The 17,612-nt window shown below is 39.1% G+C and carries 18 protein-coding genes and 1 pseudogene; 7 read left to right on the forward strand and 12 right to left on the reverse strand.

From position 1 onward, the window contains the following. Positions 1-650 precede the first annotated feature (650 nt). From JCM9157_RS16295 to JCM9157_RS16305, 3 genes are all read right to left on the reverse strand, one after another. The gene (locus JCM9157_RS16295; RefSeq protein ID WP_035666388.1) at positions 651-2,192 is read right to left on the reverse strand and encodes a fumarate hydratase; all 1,542 of its coding nucleotides are present in this window, start codon (positions 2,190-2,192) and stop codon (positions 651-653) included. Positions 2,193-2,368: 176 nt separating this feature from the next. Beyond that, the gene (locus tag JCM9157_RS16300) at positions 2,369-3,010 is read right to left on the reverse strand and encodes a histidine phosphatase family protein (protein WP_035666389.1); all 642 of its coding nucleotides are present in this window, start codon (positions 3,008-3,010) and stop codon (positions 2,369-2,371) included. Positions 3,011-3,021: 11 nt separating this feature from the next. After that, positions 3,022-3,210 carry an SE1561 family protein gene (locus JCM9157_RS16305; protein ID WP_035666391.1) on the reverse strand — a complete coding sequence of 63 codons (189 nt, stop codon included), beginning with the start codon at positions 3,208-3,210 and terminating at the stop codon, positions 3,022-3,024. Positions 3,211-3,373: 163 nt separating this feature from the next. Here JCM9157_RS16305 and yfkAB point away from each other — a divergent pair, with 163 nt between their 5' ends. Then, complete coding sequence (gene yfkAB / locus JCM9157_RS16310) at positions 3,374-4,486, forward strand: radical SAM/CxCxxxxC motif protein YfkAB (protein ID WP_035666392.1); 1,113 nt, start codon at positions 3,374-3,376, stop codon at positions 4,484-4,486. A gap of 54 nt (positions 4,487-4,540) precedes the next feature. Here the strand turns inward: yfkAB and JCM9157_RS16315 are convergent, their stop codons facing one another. Next, entirely contained in the window at positions 4,541-5,347 is an 807-nt protein-coding gene (locus tag JCM9157_RS16315; protein ID WP_035666393.1) for a YfkD famly protein, read from the reverse strand. A gap of 396 nt (positions 5,348-5,743) precedes the next feature. Here JCM9157_RS16315 and proC point away from each other — a divergent pair, with 396 nt between their 5' ends. Next, complete coding sequence (proC, locus tag JCM9157_RS16325; RefSeq protein WP_035666397.1) at positions 5,744-6,553, forward strand: pyrroline-5-carboxylate reductase; 810 nt, start codon at positions 5,744-5,746, stop codon at positions 6,551-6,553. 166 nt (positions 6,554-6,719) lie between these two features. On the opposite strand, the gene JCM9157_RS16330 is transcribed toward proC, so the two are convergent. The 4 genes from JCM9157_RS16330 to JCM9157_RS16345 are packed head-to-tail and all read right to left on the reverse strand — an operon-like array spanning position 6,720 to position 9,773. Beyond that, positions 6,720-7,418 carry a YczE/YyaS/YitT family protein gene (locus tag JCM9157_RS16330; RefSeq protein WP_235715039.1) on the reverse strand — a complete coding sequence of 233 codons (699 nt, stop codon included), beginning with the start codon at positions 7,416-7,418 and terminating at the stop codon, positions 6,720-6,722. After that, complete coding sequence (locus JCM9157_RS16335) at positions 7,375-8,745, reverse strand: MATE family efflux transporter (RefSeq protein WP_035666399.1); 1,371 nt, start codon at positions 8,743-8,745, stop codon at positions 7,375-7,377. Before JCM9157_RS16335 ends, JCM9157_RS16330 begins: the two co-directional genes overlap by 44 nt. Positions 8,746-8,782: 37 nt before the next feature. Beyond that, positions 8,783-9,391, reverse strand: coding sequence for a YitT family protein (locus tag JCM9157_RS16340; RefSeq protein WP_081734219.1), 609 nt, complete (start codon positions 9,389-9,391; stop codon positions 8,783-8,785). Beyond that, complete coding sequence (locus tag JCM9157_RS16345; RefSeq protein WP_035666400.1) at positions 9,384-9,773, reverse strand: OsmC family protein; 390 nt, start codon at positions 9,771-9,773, stop codon at positions 9,384-9,386. The genes JCM9157_RS16340 and JCM9157_RS16345 overlap by 8 nt, the downstream gene beginning before the upstream one ends. A gap of 147 nt (positions 9,774-9,920) precedes the next feature. Here JCM9157_RS16345 and JCM9157_RS16350 point away from each other — a divergent pair, with 147 nt between their 5' ends. Then, positions 9,921-11,075, forward strand: a complete 1,155-nt coding sequence (locus JCM9157_RS16350; RefSeq protein ID WP_035666402.1) for an MFS transporter — start codon at positions 9,921-9,923, stop codon at positions 11,073-11,075. Between the two features lie 106 nt (positions 11,076-11,181). On the opposite strand, the gene JCM9157_RS16355 is transcribed toward JCM9157_RS16350, so the two are convergent. From JCM9157_RS16355 to JCM9157_RS24940, 3 genes are all read right to left on the reverse strand, one after another. Beyond that, positions 11,182-11,499 (reverse strand): hypothetical protein, encoded by a 318-nt coding sequence (locus JCM9157_RS16355; RefSeq protein WP_052013201.1) that lies wholly within the window; start codon positions 11,497-11,499, stop codon positions 11,182-11,184. Positions 11,500-11,606: 107 nt separating this feature from the next. Next, entirely contained in the window at positions 11,607-12,569 is a 963-nt protein-coding gene (locus JCM9157_RS16360) for an MBL fold metallo-hydrolase (protein ID WP_052013202.1), read from the reverse strand. Positions 12,570-12,643: 74 nt separating this feature from the next. Beyond that, on the reverse strand, positions 12,644-12,790 hold the full coding sequence (locus tag JCM9157_RS24940; RefSeq protein ID WP_162831770.1) for a hypothetical protein: 147 nt from the start codon (positions 12,788-12,790) through the stop codon (positions 12,644-12,646). Between the two features lie 390 nt (positions 12,791-13,180). On the opposite strand from JCM9157_RS24940, the gene JCM9157_RS24095 reads away from it, so the two are divergent. The 3 genes and pseudogenes from JCM9157_RS24095 (at position 13,181) to JCM9157_RS16375 (ending at position 16,177) form a co-directional block, all read left to right on the forward strand. Further along, a complete protein-coding gene (locus tag JCM9157_RS24095) occupies positions 13,181-13,327 on the forward strand; it encodes an FbpB family small basic protein (protein ID WP_081734220.1) in 147 nt (48 codons plus the stop codon). Positions 13,328-13,781: 454 nt separating this feature from the next. Then, positions 13,782-15,115 (forward strand): annotated as a pseudogene (locus tag JCM9157_RS16370) (cytochrome ubiquinol oxidase subunit I). Positions 15,116-15,142: 27 nt separating this feature from the next. Further along, entirely contained in the window at positions 15,143-16,177 is a 1,035-nt protein-coding gene (locus tag JCM9157_RS16375) for a cytochrome d ubiquinol oxidase subunit II (protein ID WP_035666405.1), read from the forward strand. A gap of 68 nt (positions 16,178-16,245) precedes the next feature. Here JCM9157_RS16375 and JCM9157_RS16380 read toward each other — a convergent pair whose 3' ends face one another. Continuing rightward, on the reverse strand, positions 16,246-16,965 hold the full coding sequence (locus tag JCM9157_RS16380; protein ID WP_035666409.1) for a YebC/PmpR family DNA-binding transcriptional regulator: 720 nt from the start codon (positions 16,963-16,965) through the stop codon (positions 16,246-16,248). 464 nt (positions 16,966-17,429) lie between these two features. Here JCM9157_RS16380 and JCM9157_RS24945 point away from each other — a divergent pair, with 464 nt between their 5' ends. Beyond that, a complete protein-coding gene (locus JCM9157_RS24945) occupies positions 17,430-17,567 on the forward strand; it encodes a hypothetical protein (RefSeq protein ID WP_162831771.1) in 138 nt (45 codons plus the stop codon). Positions 17,568-17,612: the final 45 nt, after the last annotated feature.

A 17,612-nucleotide genomic window follows, 5' to 3' on the forward strand; every position in this document is an offset into this window, starting at 1 on the left:
TTTTCTAGCTTTTACTTATAATACCTTTATGTAGGGTGACCCATTTTCTTTGATTTCATGTGTTGAGTTTTTGAAAAAAGAGCTGTTTGTATACTCAGTTTTAGAGCGTCCGTTTAACTTTAGCTCTCTTCGGACCTCAGATACCTTATTTCATTCAAATCGCCTATTCCCACACAGGTTTCGGACCTCAGTTCCTCTATTTGACTAAATAAGCTCTCGTTTGACCTCCATTTTCTCTAATAAGAGCTCTCCTGTCCGCTTAACACACTACACTTGCTGTTTTCTCACAAATAAGGAACCTGATGTCCGCCTCCTCACACACGCGGACCTCAGATACCTTATTTCACTCAAATCGCCTATTTCCACACAGGTTCCGGACCTCAGTTCCTCTATTTGACTAAATGAGCTCTCGTTTGACCTCCATTTTCTCTAATAAGAGCTCTCCTGTCCGCTCAACACACTACACTTACTGTTTCCTCACAAATAAGGAACCTGATGTCCGCCTCCTCACACACGTGGACCTCAGGTTCCTTATTTCATTCAAATCGCCTATTCTCACATGCGCACACACCTGCCCTACCCCAACCTTATCAATCAAAAAAAACCGTCAAATCCACATACAATTTGACGGTCTTAACGTTATATTACTCTTATTTAAACACAGGCTCTTTAAACTGCGCTAACTTCTCAAGCGAAGACTTATCAACATCAGCGTGTAAGCTGTTACCATGAGAGTCCATCGTAACAATCGCTGCGAATCCTTCTACTTCTAAGTGCCACATGGCTTCTGGAATTCCGAATTCCATTAAATCAACGCCTTGGACTTTCTTAATACAGTCAGCATAATACTGTGCTGCACCTCCGATGGCATTTAAGTAAACTCCACCGTGCTCTCCAAGTGCTTTAAGTGTTTTTGGTCCCATGCCACCTTTTCCGATAACAGCGCGGATTCCAAACTTCTTCATGATGTCTCCTTGATAAGGCTCCTCACGAATACTTGTTGTTGGTCCAGCTGCGTTGACGTGCCACTCCCCTTGCTCATCTTTCGCCATAACCGGTCCACAGTGGTAGATTACTTGTCCATTTAAATCAATTGGAGCGTCATGATCCATAAGGTGATGATGAATTGCATCTCGACCTGTGTGCATCATTCCGTTGATGATGACTACATCTCCGACTTTAAGTTCTCTGATTTGCTCTTCCGTAATAGGCGCTTCAAGAACTACTTCTCGAACTTCACTTGCTTCTTCTGTTCCGGCAGCTACCTCTTGTTCTACATTAAGGTCTACTTTTTCGCCGTCTTTATAAAGCCATTCTTGAATCGCTCCTGTTTCTTGATCAAGCACGACACCTAAGCGGCGGTATGCCCAACAGTTATAAGCTACTGAGACGAAGAAGCTTGCTGGTAAGCGGTTCATCGCCCCCACTTTACAGCCAAGTAATGTTGCTTCGCCGCCAAAGCCCATCGTTCCGATTCCAAGCTTATTGGCATTTTCCATTACATAATCCTCAAGCTTTTGAAGATCAGGGTTAGCATTAACATCGTCCACCGTACGGAAAAGTTGCTCTTTCGCTAGTGAGTAACTTGTCGTTCTGTCTCCACCGATTCCAACACCGATAAAACCGGCACTACAGCCTTGTCCTTGCGCTTGATAAACAGAGTGCATAATACATTTTCTAATTCCGTCTAAATCACGCCCTGCTCGGCCTAATCCTTCTAATTCTGCTGGTAAGCTGTACTGAATGTTTTTGTTTTCACAGCCGCCACCTTTTAAGATTAAACGAACATCAATTACATCCTTTTCCCACTGTTCAAAGTGAATTACAGGTGTTCCGTCACCAAGATTATCCCCCGTATTTTTCCCCGTAAGAGAATCAACCGAGTTAGGACGTAGTTTACTATCTTTTGTTGCTCTAGCGATTGCCGCTTTTATTACTTTCTTCATTTCAATTTGATTAACTCCAACAGGTACTTTCACTTCGAATGTCGGCATTCCTGTGTCTTGACAAATTGGTGAAACGTTCGTGTCGGCCATTCCTATATTTTCTGTAATGGTAGATAATGATAATGCTGCTCTTGTTCCCGCATTCTCTTTTGCTTTTGCTTGAGCAATCGCACGTCTCACGTCATTTGGTAGATTAGTAGATGTTTCAACAATTAACTGATACATGCTTTCTTCTAAGTTCTTCATTTCATCCAACTCCCTTTACGTACTTTTATCCTACTCACAATTTCTTTATCATATCTATTATAATGCTAGTCCAAACATTCCGAAAGAGAAAAGTGGAAGCGCGTACAGACCAAGAAAAGGAAATGGTTATATTCAGATAAAATTCCATTAAAAAAAGCTCCTAATAAAAGGAGCACTTAAAGCAAACCATGATTTTTCTTTTTATCAACAATTGGATCTAAATGACTCACTTGATTAACAAAATGAATCAATGGCTTATCTTGCTTTTTAGGCCATTCAATAAAACTCACACTCGTATTTCCAATCTGAAACGGACGATGAAGAGTGTGCCACTGATCTCCAGCAATCAAGTACATGAGAAAAATACTGATGAAACCACCGTGCGATATAATCGCAACATCATGATTTCGATGAGCAAGCTGAAGCTGTTCTACTATGTACTGACATCTAGCAGTCAACTCGTCTACTGACTCGGTACCTTCTACTCCCGAAGTTAAAATCGAGTTCTCCACCGTCTCTGGAAATTTCATTGTAATTTCTGCTCGTGTTAATCCTTGTAACGGTCCAAGGTGAACTTCTCTTACTTTATCCCATTCATTGACAGTTTGATTTTTCTTCCGCGCAATCGCCTTTGCTGTATCAGAAGCTCGTGTTAAGTCACTGCTATAAATAAAATCAAGATGAATGTCACTAAAATAATCAGCCACATACTCAGCTTGTTGTTTTCCCAACTCGGATAATGGGTAATCGTCTGTTCCTTGGATTCTCCCTGCCAGGTTCCCTGTTGATTCCCCGTGTCTAATCAGATAAAGTTTCATCATTTACTCCTTTATTCAGACCAGTCGTGACGGAATTGCTTACACTTTGTTTCAATATCATCCAGCATACTTAAAAGTCGATCAATTTCTTCTACTCCAGCTTCTTCTGGATCCATTGTATCTAATACGTCCATTACTAAATTCAATCTATTATGCAAATAGTTCATTTGTTCTTTTTTATCGTGAATCGCTCCACCCATTGCAATCTCTCCTTTTGAATACAGTTGTGCTCAAATAGAGTGTAACAGATAATAACAGTACACACAATTCAGCCAGAATTAGAATAAAACTCACTCTTTTGTAAGGATGCGTTTTGCGTTATGATGTTACAAGTGAAACTGAAGTTAAAGGAGCACGAGTTTTGTGATCGAGACATCCCTTACTATTTCGCCAACCCATGATCCGTGGGAGGCATATGAAGACATAATAAAATTCGGGAAACCGATGTTAACCAATATTGAGTTTACAACGACAACCTTGTGCAATATGCGTTGTGAGCATTGTGCGGTAGGCTACACCCTTCAACCGAAAGACCCAAACCCGTTACCTTTAGACTTGCTTCTCAAAAGGTTGGACGAAATTCCGACGTTAAGAGCTTTTAGTATTACAGGTGGCGAGCCCATGCTTTCCAAAAAATCTGTTGATAACTATGTGGTTCCACTTCTTAAGTATGCACATGAAAGAGGTGTGCGAACACAAATTAACTCAAATTTAACGATTGATTTGAAACAATATGATAAGATCATCCCTTATCTTGATGTGCTACACATTTCTCATAACTATGGAAGTGTCGAAGACTTTGCTGAAATTGGCTTCGCGGTTATGGATCGCAAACCTAGTTTTGAACAAAGAGCATCCTTATTTTATAAGATGATTGATAATGCTAAAGCTCTAACAAGTCAAGGTGTAATAGTATCGGCCGAGACGATGATCAACAAACGTACGCTCCCACACCTTGAAAAAATTCATGAACAAATCGCAGAAATGGGCTGCCAAAGACATGAAGTTCACCCTATGTACCCAAGTGACTTTGCACGCAATCTGGAAGTAGCTTCATTAGAAGAAATTCGTTCAGGTATTCACCGCTTATTAGATGTAAAGAAAAAAGACATGTGGATGCTTTTTGGAACACTTCCGTTTTATCCTTGTAGTGATAACGATGAAGACTTACGCCTACAAAAACGTTTATATTCAACCGAGAATGTCACTGTTCGTAATGATCCAGATGGCAGATCCCGTTTAAATGTCAACATTTTCGATGGCGACATTATTGTTACCGATTTTGGAGACACCCCTCCACTTGGGAATGTTCAAACGACCACTTTGCAAGAGGCCTATGATCAATGGATGAGATCCGACCTCGCAAAATCATTGAACTGTCATTGCCCATCTGTGAAATGCTTGGGCCCAAATGTTCTCGTAAAAGATGCATACTATCCTAATGTTAACTTCCAAGAAAGAAAAACAAATATTTAGCTTTAAGAAAAAGCACTTGAATAGGAGTTATTCTCCTTTCAAGTGCTTTCTGTATTATTTAGGTTGATTTGCTGCAACGAAACTAAAAGATAAATGATCTTGAACAGGAATCCAAGCACCAATTCCTTGTTGCGTTACATTTTTAACCTCAATTTTTCGTTTGCCACCCTTGAACGTTAAATATACTTCCCCGTATGTCACTTTCCCTTTTTCATTCGCCGCTGGTACAAAGCTATTTAAGTATCCAACTTGCTTAGGAGCGATATTGTACGTGTTGCCTTTTTTCGTTCCCTGACCAATAACGGTTTCAAAAGCTAAAGGCAAGTTCGTATGTTCTGCGGCTTTAATCATCATCATTTTCTTAACCGCTTCACTATTCGGGATTTTAGCCGTTAAGCCCCCACTTACTTTCTTTTGCTGTTCTTGAAAGTACGTCAGTTTTTGCGGGGAACGTCCGCCACGATTGTCTAGATAATTTGTATTAACCTTTTGATATTCCCAATTTACTTCTGTTCCATCTGATTCATAAGCTAAAGGCCACTCTCCTAAATAAATGGAAGCTCTGAATCCTAACGCCAGCTTTGAATCATTAATAGTGGACTCATTTAAAATCCGAATGAGATCAGGGTTCTCAATTTTAATGTCGGAAGAGCCTAGCAATTCTTTTGCTAACTCGCTTGGTTGAAGATACGGCAAATCCTGTGTCGGATTTGTATACGTATTTTCCTTAGATATTTTCACAACAGAATCTGGTACTGTAAATCCTTTTTTCTCTTCTTTCTTCCCATCTTCAGCAGCTAAAACTGGGATGGCTGTTGCTAATAAGAATATCGCAACCATTGCTACGATGATTCGTTTCATCTTGATACCCTCCTCAATTCATTTAGAGACATTTGGTTATCCATATTGTTATCTTTCCTTTAAAATTTATCCATTGCTTTCGGATAAAGGAGTTTTTTGGTAACGTAGAGGAAGGGGAATTAAAATCATTATTTTTGAGTTCTTTTTATAAGGAATTTTTGCGCGTTTAGGTACACTTTCTTACCTGGACCGTTCCATTGCGCTGCAGGCACTTGCTTTCCGCGGGGAGGATGCCAAGCCCCCACGACTTCGTCTGTGTGGTCTTGCCCTTTCCTCTTTTTCCCGCAGGAGTCAAGTGCCTTCCGCTCCATTTCACTATAGTTGTAATCCTAATCAATCGAAACAACCTTGCGAAAAGAGCCACATTTTTTACCGACATACAAAAGGAGGAACCACATGAACAAATCCATACATATTTTATTTATTGGCGCAGGTCGGATGGCTGAGGCGATCTTCTCTGGCATACTTCAGAAGGAAAAAAACTTCGCCATTACGGTAGCGAATCAGAAAGATGCTGAGCGGCTCACCTATTTGAAAGAACAATATCAAATTGAGGTAACATCAGATTGGAGTAAATCCGTTGAAACTTCTGATATTATACTTCTTGCTTGTCCACCTAGTGCCCATGAAAAAGTTTTAGCAACATTAAATCCATTAATCAAACCAAACCAACTTGTTATCACAGTGGCAGCTGGGATTGGCCCCTCTTACTTGGAAAAAGCCCTTCCAGCAAAAACGTCAGTTGCGTGGCTGATGCCAAATACTGCTGCTGACGTAGGAAGATCCATGTCCATTTATGCACTAGGAAATTATATGACAGGTGAACAAACTGAACTTTTCACAAAAATTGTAGGTGCCATTGGCCCCGCTGAACAAGTAACAGAACAACAGGTTCATGATTTAACCGCCATCACCGGAAGCGCACCTGCCTTTCTTTATTATTTTGTAGAAGCGCTAGAAGCAGCCGCATTGTCATACGGAATTACAAAAGAACAAGCGAGAAAGCTTGTTCTTGAGATGGTAATAGGTAGTGCTGCCATGCTCGATAAACATCGCGATCCCGCTAAGTTAAGAGAACAAGTAACATCACCCGGAGGCGCAACAGCAGCTGGAATTGCAACTTTAGATGAGCAACACTTTTTTAGCTTATTAGAAAGTGCTGTCACAGCCACCAATAACCGAGCGAAAGAACAAGGAAAAGCATAAGCGAAGTAAACAGGGGATCGACCTGTTGAGTGCCTGCTACGAAATAACCTGCTTTAAATTACAGAGGCGACTGAATAAGGGGAATTAACCTTTTTCAGTCGCCTCTTCTATATCCTGCAAGTGTTGAGTGAATAAAACAAGTTAACTCTCGTCCTGCATCAACCAATCACAAAAACTCCTTCTCCCCAGCCTCTTTCCAATGAATCCTCTTTTTCATCCTCGGAAAGAAAAATTGAATTAATGGTCCAATTAAAAACGTGATTAACAGCGTTCCAATTCCGATAGGCCCTCCCACGATTAGCGCAGCAACAAGCGCAATTAACTCTGTAATCGTTTTGGCCACCATTAACTTAACCTTTAACAAATCTCTTAACGCAAACATGAATCCATCAATTGGGATAATGGCAAATTCAGCTTGCAGGTAGATAGAAGCTCCGAACGCAATGATCACAATACCTACTAACAACACAAACACTTTTAACATCAGGCCACTAAACAAAAGGTCATTAAACACAATAATCAACCAAAAATCGATTAAATATCCTATTAACACAATCGTTAATAATGAATGAATTACTGGTTTTGATCTTGTTAACAGCGCATTTAAAATAATCAGGAGCATACCAATGAAAATAACCCAGTTCCCTACAGAAAATGGTGTAATCATCGCTAAACCAACATTTAGCGCGTCCCACGGGCCTGCACCAATTCCTGCTAATATCGTCATGGTTACTCCAAAAGAGAGGATAAACAATCCTCCGAGATAACATAAAGTTCTAATCAACATAATTCTTTTCCATTCTCCAATCCTACGATCAATTTCAACTTTTTTCTTTACTTCTCGTTTTTTCGGCAATATCTTCACTTATTTTCCGCCAATTTCCGCGGAAATAATATGCGGTTGCTATTACACTACTAATGACAAAACTCAGCCCCATCCCTAGTGCAATTCCCTGTTCCCCCAACCACTTCGCGAAAATTGCTGTTAGCGGGTATCTTAAAATCCAAAAGGAAATAATGTTCAATACTAAGATTGGAAACATTGCCCCAGCTGCTCGCACGATTCCGTTTAAAACAAAATTAATGCCCAGAAAAGGATAGAAAAAAGCAATTGTTTTCACATACGTAACTCCAAATTGAACGGTTTCCGGGTCTTGAATAAAGATTTTAATGAATCGTTCTGCTCCAAAGAAAATAATCGTACTGATCAAGACTGATACAATAATAATTAAAATTATCGCTTTTTGAGCGATTTCATTAACTCTTTCCCACAGTTTAGCGCCAATGTTCTGACCAGCCATACTATTTACAGCAGATCCTAACGTTAAAGCTGGCAGCATAATTAAACTGTCTAAACGTTGCGCAGCCCCAAATCCAGCTACCACTTCTTCTCCAAAGCTAGTTACAACCGTCATAATAGCTAAGATTCCTGCAGAGATAGCCATCATCGAAAGACCTGCCGGAAGGCCGAGCTTAAATAAAACGATAAAATAGCTTTTCTCTGGTAAATAAGGAATTTGAAAAGGAACTTTTGCTTTATAAATCGAGTAAAGCAAACCGTAAACAAAAGCAATTCCTTGAGATAACACCGTTGCATAAGCGGCCCCGTCGATGCCTAATTGCAACACATAGATAAATAAAGGATCTAATATAGCATTTAATAAAACAGCAATAACAATAAACTGTATCGGTGTTTTACTATCGCCTAAAGCTCTTAATACGGTTCCGATAAAATTGTACCCAAATAAAAACAAAATCCCTATGAAATTAATTTGTAAATAAGATTGGGCCAGCGGCAGTATTTCACCGGGTGTTCCCATAAACCGTAAGATCGAACCAGAAAATACATAACCCAATAAGCCGAGTAATAAAGCTAGAGTCCCTAATACAAAAACAAAGGCATTTAAAGATTCCTTCAAACCTTGTTCATCCTTGGCGCCTCGCCTTTGACTTATGACCGTCAATGTCGCACCATTTAATCCAATAATAAAAGATAGAATGGTAAAGACGACTGTTGCCGAAATCGTAATTGCCCCTAACGCATTAGCTCCAAGTAAATTCCCCACCCAAATTGAATCAATAAGTTGATAGGAAGATTGAAGTAAATTCGTTAAGAAAATCGGCCACGAAAACAGAATCATTTTTTTCAAGATTGGTCCTTCAGTGAAATCTAATTGTTTAGATACTGACATTTCCCTCTCCTTTTAAAAAGAAAAAATGAAGATAACACTATGCTGACATCGCCGTGTCGTCTTCATCTCTTTGAACTTGGTATGAAACAACGTAATTGATTACTTTTGTAGCAATCCACTGTACCAATACTGCGCCAAAAATTAATGTCCAGTCAATGACGTAAGCAATTAGAGAAAAGACAACCATATTCATCCAAAACATGCTTTTACCAGGTAACCATTTAAACAGCACAAAGAAAATATGAGCAATAATTGCTAAACCACCTGACGACGCTCCGTTCCGAAAAAGAATTCCTACCCCTATGCCAAAAACTACAGCACCTAAAAGGAAACTAACGTAAATCGGCGGGAGCATGTCTAATCCGATTGAAAAAGATTGAAGGACGAAGATCGTAAGTGATGTGAAAGAAACCGTATAAACGGTTTTCAAACTACTAAGTACTCCTATCCAACGCACCGCAAATAGCAACAGGATGATATTCAATCCCCAGATTGTATAAGCATGAGATAGGTCGAACCATACTTCAAACAAGATCGCAATGCCCGCCGCTCCACCCGAGGCAATATTAAAAGGAAATAGAAACAAAGCCATGGCGATTCCCTGAAGAATCGCGCCTATTGCTAAGTGAAGAAATTGTTTACGCATGTTTTATTTGTTCAAATGTCTCAGTAATACGAATAGACTTGTTCACGGATTGCACAATCGGACAATTTTTCGCCGTTACTTCTAACGCTTTTTGAATCTTCTCATCGGTTGTGTCTGCACCGATAATGGTAAAGTGAAGATGAATGTCCGTTACTTCGTTTACACCAGCAGCGTTGCGTGTTACATCCGCTTTAATCTTAATATCTGTATATGTAATCCGCTTTTTTTCTAACACTTTTCTTAAAATCCCACCACTACAAACTGCTATCGATGAAACTAACAATTGAAATGGTCGGAACCCATAGTCAGAGTTACCTGATACCTCTAATTGACCGAATTCAAGCTCTGTAACAAAACTGTTTTCTTTCATTTTAAATTCCATCAAACTGCCTCCTTCATGTTTACGCCTTTTATTGTACCAGTCTCTTTGATTGACGTCATGTTCTTTTCCACTCTTACATATGGCTAATAAGGATAAGAGCAGGTAAAATAGAACAGGCACAAATGTGAAAGTGAGGACTGAAATTGAATGGATCGTTTACGATTTTGGATATTAGTTAGTATTGTGGCGATAAGCGGGTTCAGCCAAGGAATGCTCTTACCACTGATCTCAATTATTTTTGAACAAGATGGTGTCTCTGCTGCTTTAAATGGCTTAAATGCTACAGCACTTTATATAGGGATTTTAATTATCTCTCCTTTTATGGAACCACCACTGCGAAAATTTGGTTATAAACCTATTATTTTGACGGGTGGGTTAATGGTTGTAATAGCTCTTGCTCTTTTTCCTTTATGGAAAACGTTTTGGTTTTGGTTTTTCTTACGACTTTGCATAGGAATTGGCGATAATGCGTTGCATTTCGGAACGCAAACGTGGATTACTTCTACTTCTCTAAAAGAACAAAGAGGACGAAATATAAGTATATATGGATTGTTCTTCGGAATTGGGTTTGCAGCTGGGCCTTTAATGACCCCTTTAATTTCGATTAACGAAGCACTTCCATTCATTATTTCGTCTAGCTTATGTTTAGTTGCTTGGTTATTTTTATTGTTATTAAAAAATGATTTTCCAGAAAAATCGGTGGAACTTGCTGGGTTCAGGGATACTGCTAGTCGATTTAAGAAAACACTCAAGTATTCCTGGGTCGCCTTGCTACCAGCTTTAGGCTATGGTTTTTTAGAAGCTTCCTTAAATGGTAGTTTTCCGATATACGGGTTACGAATAGGAATTGATGTCACGAATGTTTCTTTATTGCTCGTTTCTTTTGCGATAGGAGGAATCGTTTTTCAATTACCATTAGGAATTCTAAGCGACAAATTAGGAAGGAAGAAAATCTTATCATTGATCCTTTTTTTCGGAGGGGTTACCTTTCTCTTTGCTAGTTTTTTAGAGCAAGCCGTGATCGGTTTAATGATCTGCCTTTTTATTGCTGGTATGATTGTTGGTTCTCTGTTCTCGTTAGGAATAAGCTATATGACCGATTTAACTCCAAAAGAACTATTACCTACTGGCAACATTCTATGCGGAATTGCCTTTAGCCTCGGAAGTTTAGCAGGTCCTTATTTAGGCGGTTTATTTATTGAATTTAGCGAGGGCATTAGTTTCTTTATGATTATTAGTTCAATGTTGTTTCTTATTTTTGTAGCTGTTAGTACGTACAAACAACCTGCAACTCAATATTGAATCGAAAAAAAATGGTTCTTCCAAAAGATGAGTCACTACCTTTTGGAAGAACCATATTAATCATCGTTTTTTATAGAGACACTATGTAAATTCTGCTTTAACGTTTTCATCTCTGTTGCGGCTCCTCTTGTTGCTTCATGATTTCTTCAGAGCTCTCTTTTAAATGTGACGCCGTTTCACCAATTTTCTTAACATCATTTGTGATGTCACGAACGACTGAAGATAATTCGCTAGCAGTTGTGCGAACCTGTTCCACAATTTCTTCCCGATTATCCCTTATAAAGCCAATGGTCTCTTCTGTCGTTTCTTTTACTTGTCTTAATTCATGTAGAAGCCTTGCTCGCCATTCTTTTTTTGCTAATACAACTGAAAGAAAAATTAAAAGCAATAATACTATTAGTTTCAGAGAATTCATTTTTCCCATAGTAAAGTCTCCTCCTCTTTCATCTTTCTTTATATTCTATCAAGAAATGGCAACGAAAGGAAAGTAAAGACTGATATAATCTACTTTAGATAAAAATGAATGAGTAATCACTCATTATAAAAGATGAAAATGCCATCTTCTTTGCTCATCTTAACTTCATTTCGTTCTAATAAAAGATCAAGGTGACCAAATGTCTCTGAAAAAGTTAATTCTGGCTGCTTCACATGCTTTTCTTTGAACAACTGGTAACTTATTTCATGAGCACTCCATCTATTCGTACTGAGTATTTGTTTAATAAGCTGCGCCCTGTCTAGATGGCCCTTTAATCGTTTGTCAATTAATTGATCAACCTCATTAATCGTTTCTCCGTGCCCTGGCAGTACGCTTGATACACCTAAGCTTTTCATTAACTCTAATGATTTTCGATACTGCAACAGCGTTTTAGGGCGCTCTGCTCCCTCTTCCATTGGCGCTTCTAATAGTGCATTTGAAGAAATAGTTCCTATTAAAACATCTGCTCCTATTGCTAACTGATCTTGTTCTCGAATAAGCATAATGTGATTTTGAGCATGGCCAGGTACTTCTAACACTGTCCAATCTGGATGTCCCGGTAATTGATCTCCGTGCATGACAATAACATCGAGGTCCGTTGGCTCTATATAACTCATATAGACTGAACTAGCATGAAGAACTTTTTGTATAGTCTCACCTGGAACACCGTGCTCACGATAAAATTCTTGGAAAAACTTCCTATGCTGGTCAAAGAAACTTTTATCTTTTTGAAGCCAAGGGCGTAAATAACGGTGACCGATTAATACAGATGAGTGAAAGAGTCCCGCTAGTCCGACATGATCGGGGTGATGGTGCGTTAAAACGACTTGATCAATATCTGCTAATTGGTAGCCTAAAGCTTTCAACTGCTCTATTAACGTTTTTTCACCCTCTTTAGTTAATGGCCCTGTATCAACAAGTGTTAACACCTCTCCACAAATCAAATAAACATTAACAGGTCCAACTAAAAATGGAGTTGGAATGGTTATCTTGTGGATTGTTTCCGTATGCATCTTCATTTTTACCACCTCTTTATTCTATTTTACGAGAAAAAAAGAATGCCCCAAATAATCCCAGGCACTCTTATTATAAGTTAATTATACGCTTGTGTTAAGAAGTGATCTGTTTCTAATTTTTCAAAACCATCATGACCCGACTTCTTCAGTTCATTTAATTCGTTTGCTAAGCGGTCTAATTTTTTTTGCATTTCTTCAATCATTTTTTTCTCTGATACTGTCATGGTACTCTCTCCCTTTTTTTCTCTTTTTATTTTAGTTGATTGAGCAGTCGCTCACTCCAAGGACGTTGTAACGGTTGCTTTTTCTAATTGTTAAAAATATTCTAACAATAATGATTGATCTTGTAAATACTTTTTTTCAAGGACATGCACATTTTTTATCCACACAGTTATCCACATAATTGTTGATAACATTAAAATATTTGTGGGTAACTAGATTCATAATGTGGATACCTTTGAAAGTAGCAATCTTCTATACCTTTCTTGTAAAATTCGACAAAATTTGCTAATGTGAATCTATTTGAAAAATTGTAACAATTCTTTACTTTATTCACGGTTTATCATGATACAATAGTCTTATCATCTCGTTATTAAAAAAGGTGGGATACTAAAATGAGAAGACAGGCAGCCTCCTTTGAGGATTTAGTCTTAGAGAATAAAAAACAACTGCTTAATGATCCAGAAGCATTAGCAAAGATTGAAGAGCGTATCGACGAACGATCGTCTCAACCTTCTGAAATAGAAAAAAAGCAATCATAAATAAAAAGAGCGAGTTTACCAACAGGTAAAACTCGCTCTTTTTATTTGGCTGTTCCGGATACTTTGTTATTTGGGGTTACTCGCTCTCCGTATGTTCGTTCCATTCCTCTCCAGCCACTCGCTTTCCGCGGGGAGGTGCCGAGCCTCCACGCTTAACGCCTGTGGGGTCTCGCCCTTACCTCTTTTTCCCGCAGGAGTCGAGTGGCTTCCGCTCCATTTCACTAAGAGTAAAATCTTCTTTACAGCTATACTCATTTTGAAGAATGCCTTTTATTTTATTAAATTTGGTAATTAAGACGAATATTACTAAGGTTCTTAACGCACAGTAAAGCAGATGGAAACACTCGAACAAAGTGATTAGCTGTCATGACTGCTTTTTTGAGTTGCTGCTTGCATCTTTTCGAATAGACAAGCCTCACATCAAAATTACATCGTTTGGAAAGGAAGTTCGAAGATGGATAATGTTTTGTTGGCCCGTACTATTTTTGGTTCTTCTATTGCTTTTCACATTATCTTTGCAACACTCGGCGTCGGGATTACGTTAATGATTTTACTTGCTGAAATTATGCGCCTCATTAGAAAGGATGAGGATTACGGTACACTGGCAAAACGTTGGACTAAAGGGGTTGCTATTTTACTTGGGGTTGCTATTCCTTCGGGTACGATTGTGGCTGTTATGCTTAGTCTTTTGTGGCCTGGTTATATGGAAATTGTTGGGCAGGTTATTGCTTTGCCTTTCCAAATTGAAATTTTTGCTTTTTTCCTTGAAGCTTTGTTTCTTTCGATCTACGTATATGCCGCTGACAGGTTATCCCCAACTATGAGAATTGTCAGTGTATTTTTCGTTGCCTTAGGTGCAACAGCCTCTGCAGTTCTGATAACTGATGCACACGCTTGGATGAACACCCCTAGAGGATTTGATATGGTTGACGGTCAAATCACGAATGTTGACCCCATTGCTGCTGTTTTTAACCCTAGCTTTTTCATTACTTCTCACCACGTCGTTAGTAGTGCTTATATGACTGGTGCCTTTATTTTGGCCGCAGTTGCTGCTTACAAGTTATTTCGCGGAGGTTTGAGCGAAAGAGAGATTTCTTATCATAAAAAAGGCTTATCTCTTTCCCTTGCTGTTGCTCTAATCATGTCTGTTTACACGTCTAATAGTGGTCACAGTACGGCGATTATGTTACATGAGCATATTCCTGTGAAACTGGCTGCGGCAGAAGGTTTATTTGTCACTCAATCTAACGCTCCTCTAGCGATCATGGGAACTCCTGATCCAGAAGCAGGACGAGTCGTTGGCGGAATTGAAATTCCCGGTATGTTAAGTTGGCTGGCTACTGGTTCTACTGACGGCGTTGTTCGAGGTCTCTATGATTATCCGCAAGAAGAGTGGCCACCCCTATTTGTACATACGCTATTTAACGTAATGGTTGGTATCGGGACATTGCTCCTCGGTCTCGCAGGGTTATACTGGATATTTTGGTTCTTTTCGCGGAAAAAACAGAAGCCATATCCAAAATGGCTTTTAGCCGGGATTGTCGCATCAGGCCCACTTGCATGATTGGTATTGAAACGGGATGGATTTTCAGTTGTACAGGAAGACAGCCCTGGACGATCTACGGCTATCAGTTAACAAATGAAGCCGCTACAAACTCTGGTAACTTAGGAATGCTCTTTGTGTTATTTATATCTCTATACGTTGTTCTATTAGTTATCACAGCTCTTGTTATGCATTTCTATTTTTATCGTAATCCTGTATCGAAAGATCTACACACTATCTCTTAACTATCTTTTTTTCGAAAGGAGTTCTACATGGAATCTGTTTATATTGCGATTACGATTTTATGGATCTTTCTTTTCATGTATGCAATTGCTGGGTCCATTGACTTCGGCGCTGGATTTTGGGCGATGTTTTATCGAAAAAGAACCGATACAAAAGCCGCTAGTATCGCGAATCGCTATTTATCCCCTTCATGGGAAGTAACCAATGTATTTTTAGTCTTGCTTGTCGTGGCTCTCGTTAGCTTTTTTCCAGGGGCTGCGGCTACACTTGGAACGTTAATGATTGTTCCTATCTGCCTTGTGTTGTTTTTATTAACCATCCGTAGTGCCTTTATGGTCTATTCTTATACCGTGCAAAAGTATACGAATATGCTTGTGATTATTTCAGGGGTAACCGGGCTTTTAATTCCTGCTTTGTTGATTAGTATTTTACCAGCTGCGATTGGTGGCTTTGTTGAAACGGTTGGCGACAGACAATATATTCTGCTTAACCAGTTATTCACAAGCCCTACCTTTTACACTCACCTAGGGTTCGGCCTTAGTACAGAGTTATTTTTGTCTTCGTTGCTATTAAGTGATTATGCACGCGAAGCCAATTCAGAGGAAACTTATCATGTTTACCGTAGAAATGCGATTATCTTAGGGCCGATCACCCTTTCCTTTGCTGTTGGGGCGATCTTCACTTTAATTCCTGAAGCATTTTGGATGTTTGAAAATATGGCAAATGAATGGTTGCTCTTTACCTTGTCACTTCTTGCCTTTGCTGTTGGATACAGTGCGCTCTGGTGGCCCTCTAAAAAAGTCGATATCGGTCAGCCCAGAGTTGCTGTTTTATTAATCGCTTTACAGTTTGGTTTAGCTAGCTTTGCATACGGCTCTGCTCATATGCCGTACTTTCTTTATCCAGATGTCACCATTTACGATGCCTTCACTAACGAGATTATGTTCAGGTCTCTTTTAATTGGCTATGGCGCAGGAATGGCGATTTTAATACCAGTCTTTATTTGGTTCTGGCGATTGTTTATGAAAGATAAACGTTATTTAAGAAAAGAAGCGCCTCATTAAAGCCTGCAAAAAAGCCTGTGCTATAACTATCTTAATTAGATAGTCGAGCACAGGCCTTTTTCAACCAATTATCCTTCTAAATCTACATTATGATAAACTTGCTGAACGTCCTCTAGATCCTCTAATGCATCTAGTAATTTCTCAAATTGATCTTGATCTTCTTGAGAAAGAGTCACTTCACTTTGAGCTAACATTGTTAATTCAGCTACTGTGAACTCTGTAATCCCAATATTTTTAAACGCTTCTTGAACAGAGTGGAACATCTCAGGGTCAGCATAGATAATGACCGTGTCTTCTTCTTCTAGAATATCACGAACATCCACATCTGCTTCCATTAACATTTCTAACACTTCATCAGCTGTTTTGCCTTCAAGACCAATAACGGCAGTCGCATCAAACATAAACGCAACAGATCCGCTATTCCCCATATTCCCACCGTTTTTCTTAAAAGCGGAGCGAACTTCAGCAACTGTACGATTTACATTGTTCGTCAACGTATCGACGATAAGCATCGAGCCATTCGGTCCAAAACCTTCATATCGCAATTCATCGTAGTTCTCTTCTGCTCCTCCTTTTGCTTTTTCAATCGCTCGATCAATAATTGCTTTTGGTACACTGTATGTTTTCGCACGTTCAAGAACGACTTTTAACGCACGGTTTGATTCTGGATCCGGTTCCCCCTGTTTGGCAGCAACGTATATTTCTCGTCCAAACTTCGCATATACTTTACTTGTACTGGCATCCTTTGACGCCTTTTTTTCTTTAATGTTGTTCCACTTACGTCCCATACTTTTCACTCTCTTTCTAGATTTTTTATAAGGGCTTGAATCATTTCTCTAATTCTACTGAATTTTTACGACACGATTTATTATACCTTAAGTTTACTAATGATTTCGAGTTAAAAAGAGCTTGAGGGTTGTAACGTTTGGTTAGGCTTTCTTTGCATGTTCGTTACATTCCGCTCCAGTCACTCGCTTTCCGCGGGGAGGTGGCAAGCCTCCTCGGCTAAACGCCTGTGGGGTCTTGCCCTTACCTCTGCATCCCGCAGGAGTCGAGTGACTTCCGCTGCATTTCACTACGAGGAAAAACTTTGCTATAGCATCTCTCTATGCAAAAACAGTTTTTTAACGTTTCTTGTAAAAACATCTCATCTTCTAAACTAAACAAAAACCTATTGACTTACACTCACTCTGTTATATAATAATTAATAATAAATAATATTGTTATACTACAGATGAAAGGAAGATCTTTTATGGAAATGTATCAAGAAGCTTATGAGCAATATCGTTTAAAATGCAGGCTATACGGAGTCTCTCCGATTGATTTAATTGATTTTATCCAAACTGTAACAAAAGAACAAGCGAAATTAATGATTAAAAGCTTAAACTAAATGGAGTGGAAAATTTGAAGGTACAAACTGATATTATAAAAAAAT

It is taken from the genome of Halalkalibacter akibai JCM 9157 (assembly GCF_000513135.1).
Classification (GTDB): domain Bacteria; phylum Bacillota; class Bacilli; order Bacillales; family Bacillaceae_D; genus Halalkalibacter; species Halalkalibacter akibai.

Bases quoted from the DNA above. Each gene is read 5' to 3' on its own strand.
- JCM9157_RS16295 (WP_035666388.1), bottom strand. From the start codon at position 2,192: ATGAAGAACTTAGAAGAAAGCATGTATCAGTTAATTGTTGAAACATCT.
- JCM9157_RS16300 (WP_035666389.1), bottom strand. From the start codon at position 3,010: ATGAAACTTTATCTGATTAGACACGGGGAATCAACAGGGAACCTGGCA.
- JCM9157_RS16305 (WP_035666391.1), bottom strand. From the start codon at position 3,210: ATGGGTGGAGCGATTCACGATAAAAAAGAACAAATGAACTATTTGCAT.
- JCM9157_RS16315 (WP_035666393.1), bottom strand. From the start codon at position 5,347: ATGAAACGAATCATCGTAGCAATGGTTGCGATATTCTTATTAGCAACA.
- proC (WP_035666397.1), top strand. From the start codon at position 5,744: ATGAACAAATCCATACATATTTTATTTATTGGCGCAGGTCGGATGGCT.
- JCM9157_RS16335 (WP_035666399.1), bottom strand. From the start codon at position 8,745: ATGTCAGTATCTAAACAATTAGATTTCACTGAAGGACCAATCTTGAAA.
- JCM9157_RS16340 (WP_081734219.1), bottom strand. From the start codon at position 9,391: ATGCGTAAACAATTTCTTCACTTAGCAATAGGCGCGATTCTTCAGGGA.
- JCM9157_RS16345 (WP_035666400.1), bottom strand. From the start codon at position 9,773: ATGGAATTTAAAATGAAAGAAAACAGTTTTGTTACAGAGCTTGAATTC.
- JCM9157_RS16350 (WP_035666402.1), top strand. From the start codon at position 9,921: ATGGATCGTTTACGATTTTGGATATTAGTTAGTATTGTGGCGATAAGC.
- JCM9157_RS16355 (WP_052013201.1), bottom strand. From the start codon at position 11,499: ATGGGAAAAATGAATTCTCTGAAACTAATAGTATTATTGCTTTTAATT.
- JCM9157_RS16360 (WP_052013202.1), bottom strand. From the start codon at position 12,569: ATGAAGATGCATACGGAAACAATCCACAAGATAACCATTCCAACTCCA.
- JCM9157_RS24940 (WP_162831770.1), bottom strand. From the start codon at position 12,790: ATGACAGTATCAGAGAAAAAAATGATTGAAGAAATGCAAAAAAAATTA.
- JCM9157_RS24095 (WP_081734220.1), top strand. From the start codon at position 13,181: ATGAGAAGACAGGCAGCCTCCTTTGAGGATTTAGTCTTAGAGAATAAA.
- JCM9157_RS16375 (WP_035666405.1), top strand. From the start codon at position 15,143: ATGGAATCTGTTTATATTGCGATTACGATTTTATGGATCTTTCTTTTC.
- JCM9157_RS16380 (WP_035666409.1), bottom strand. From the start codon at position 16,965: ATGGGACGTAAGTGGAACAACATTAAAGAAAAAAAGGCGTCAAAGGAT.
- JCM9157_RS24945 (WP_162831771.1), top strand. From the start codon at position 17,430: ATGGAAATGTATCAAGAAGCTTATGAGCAATATCGTTTAAAATGCAGG.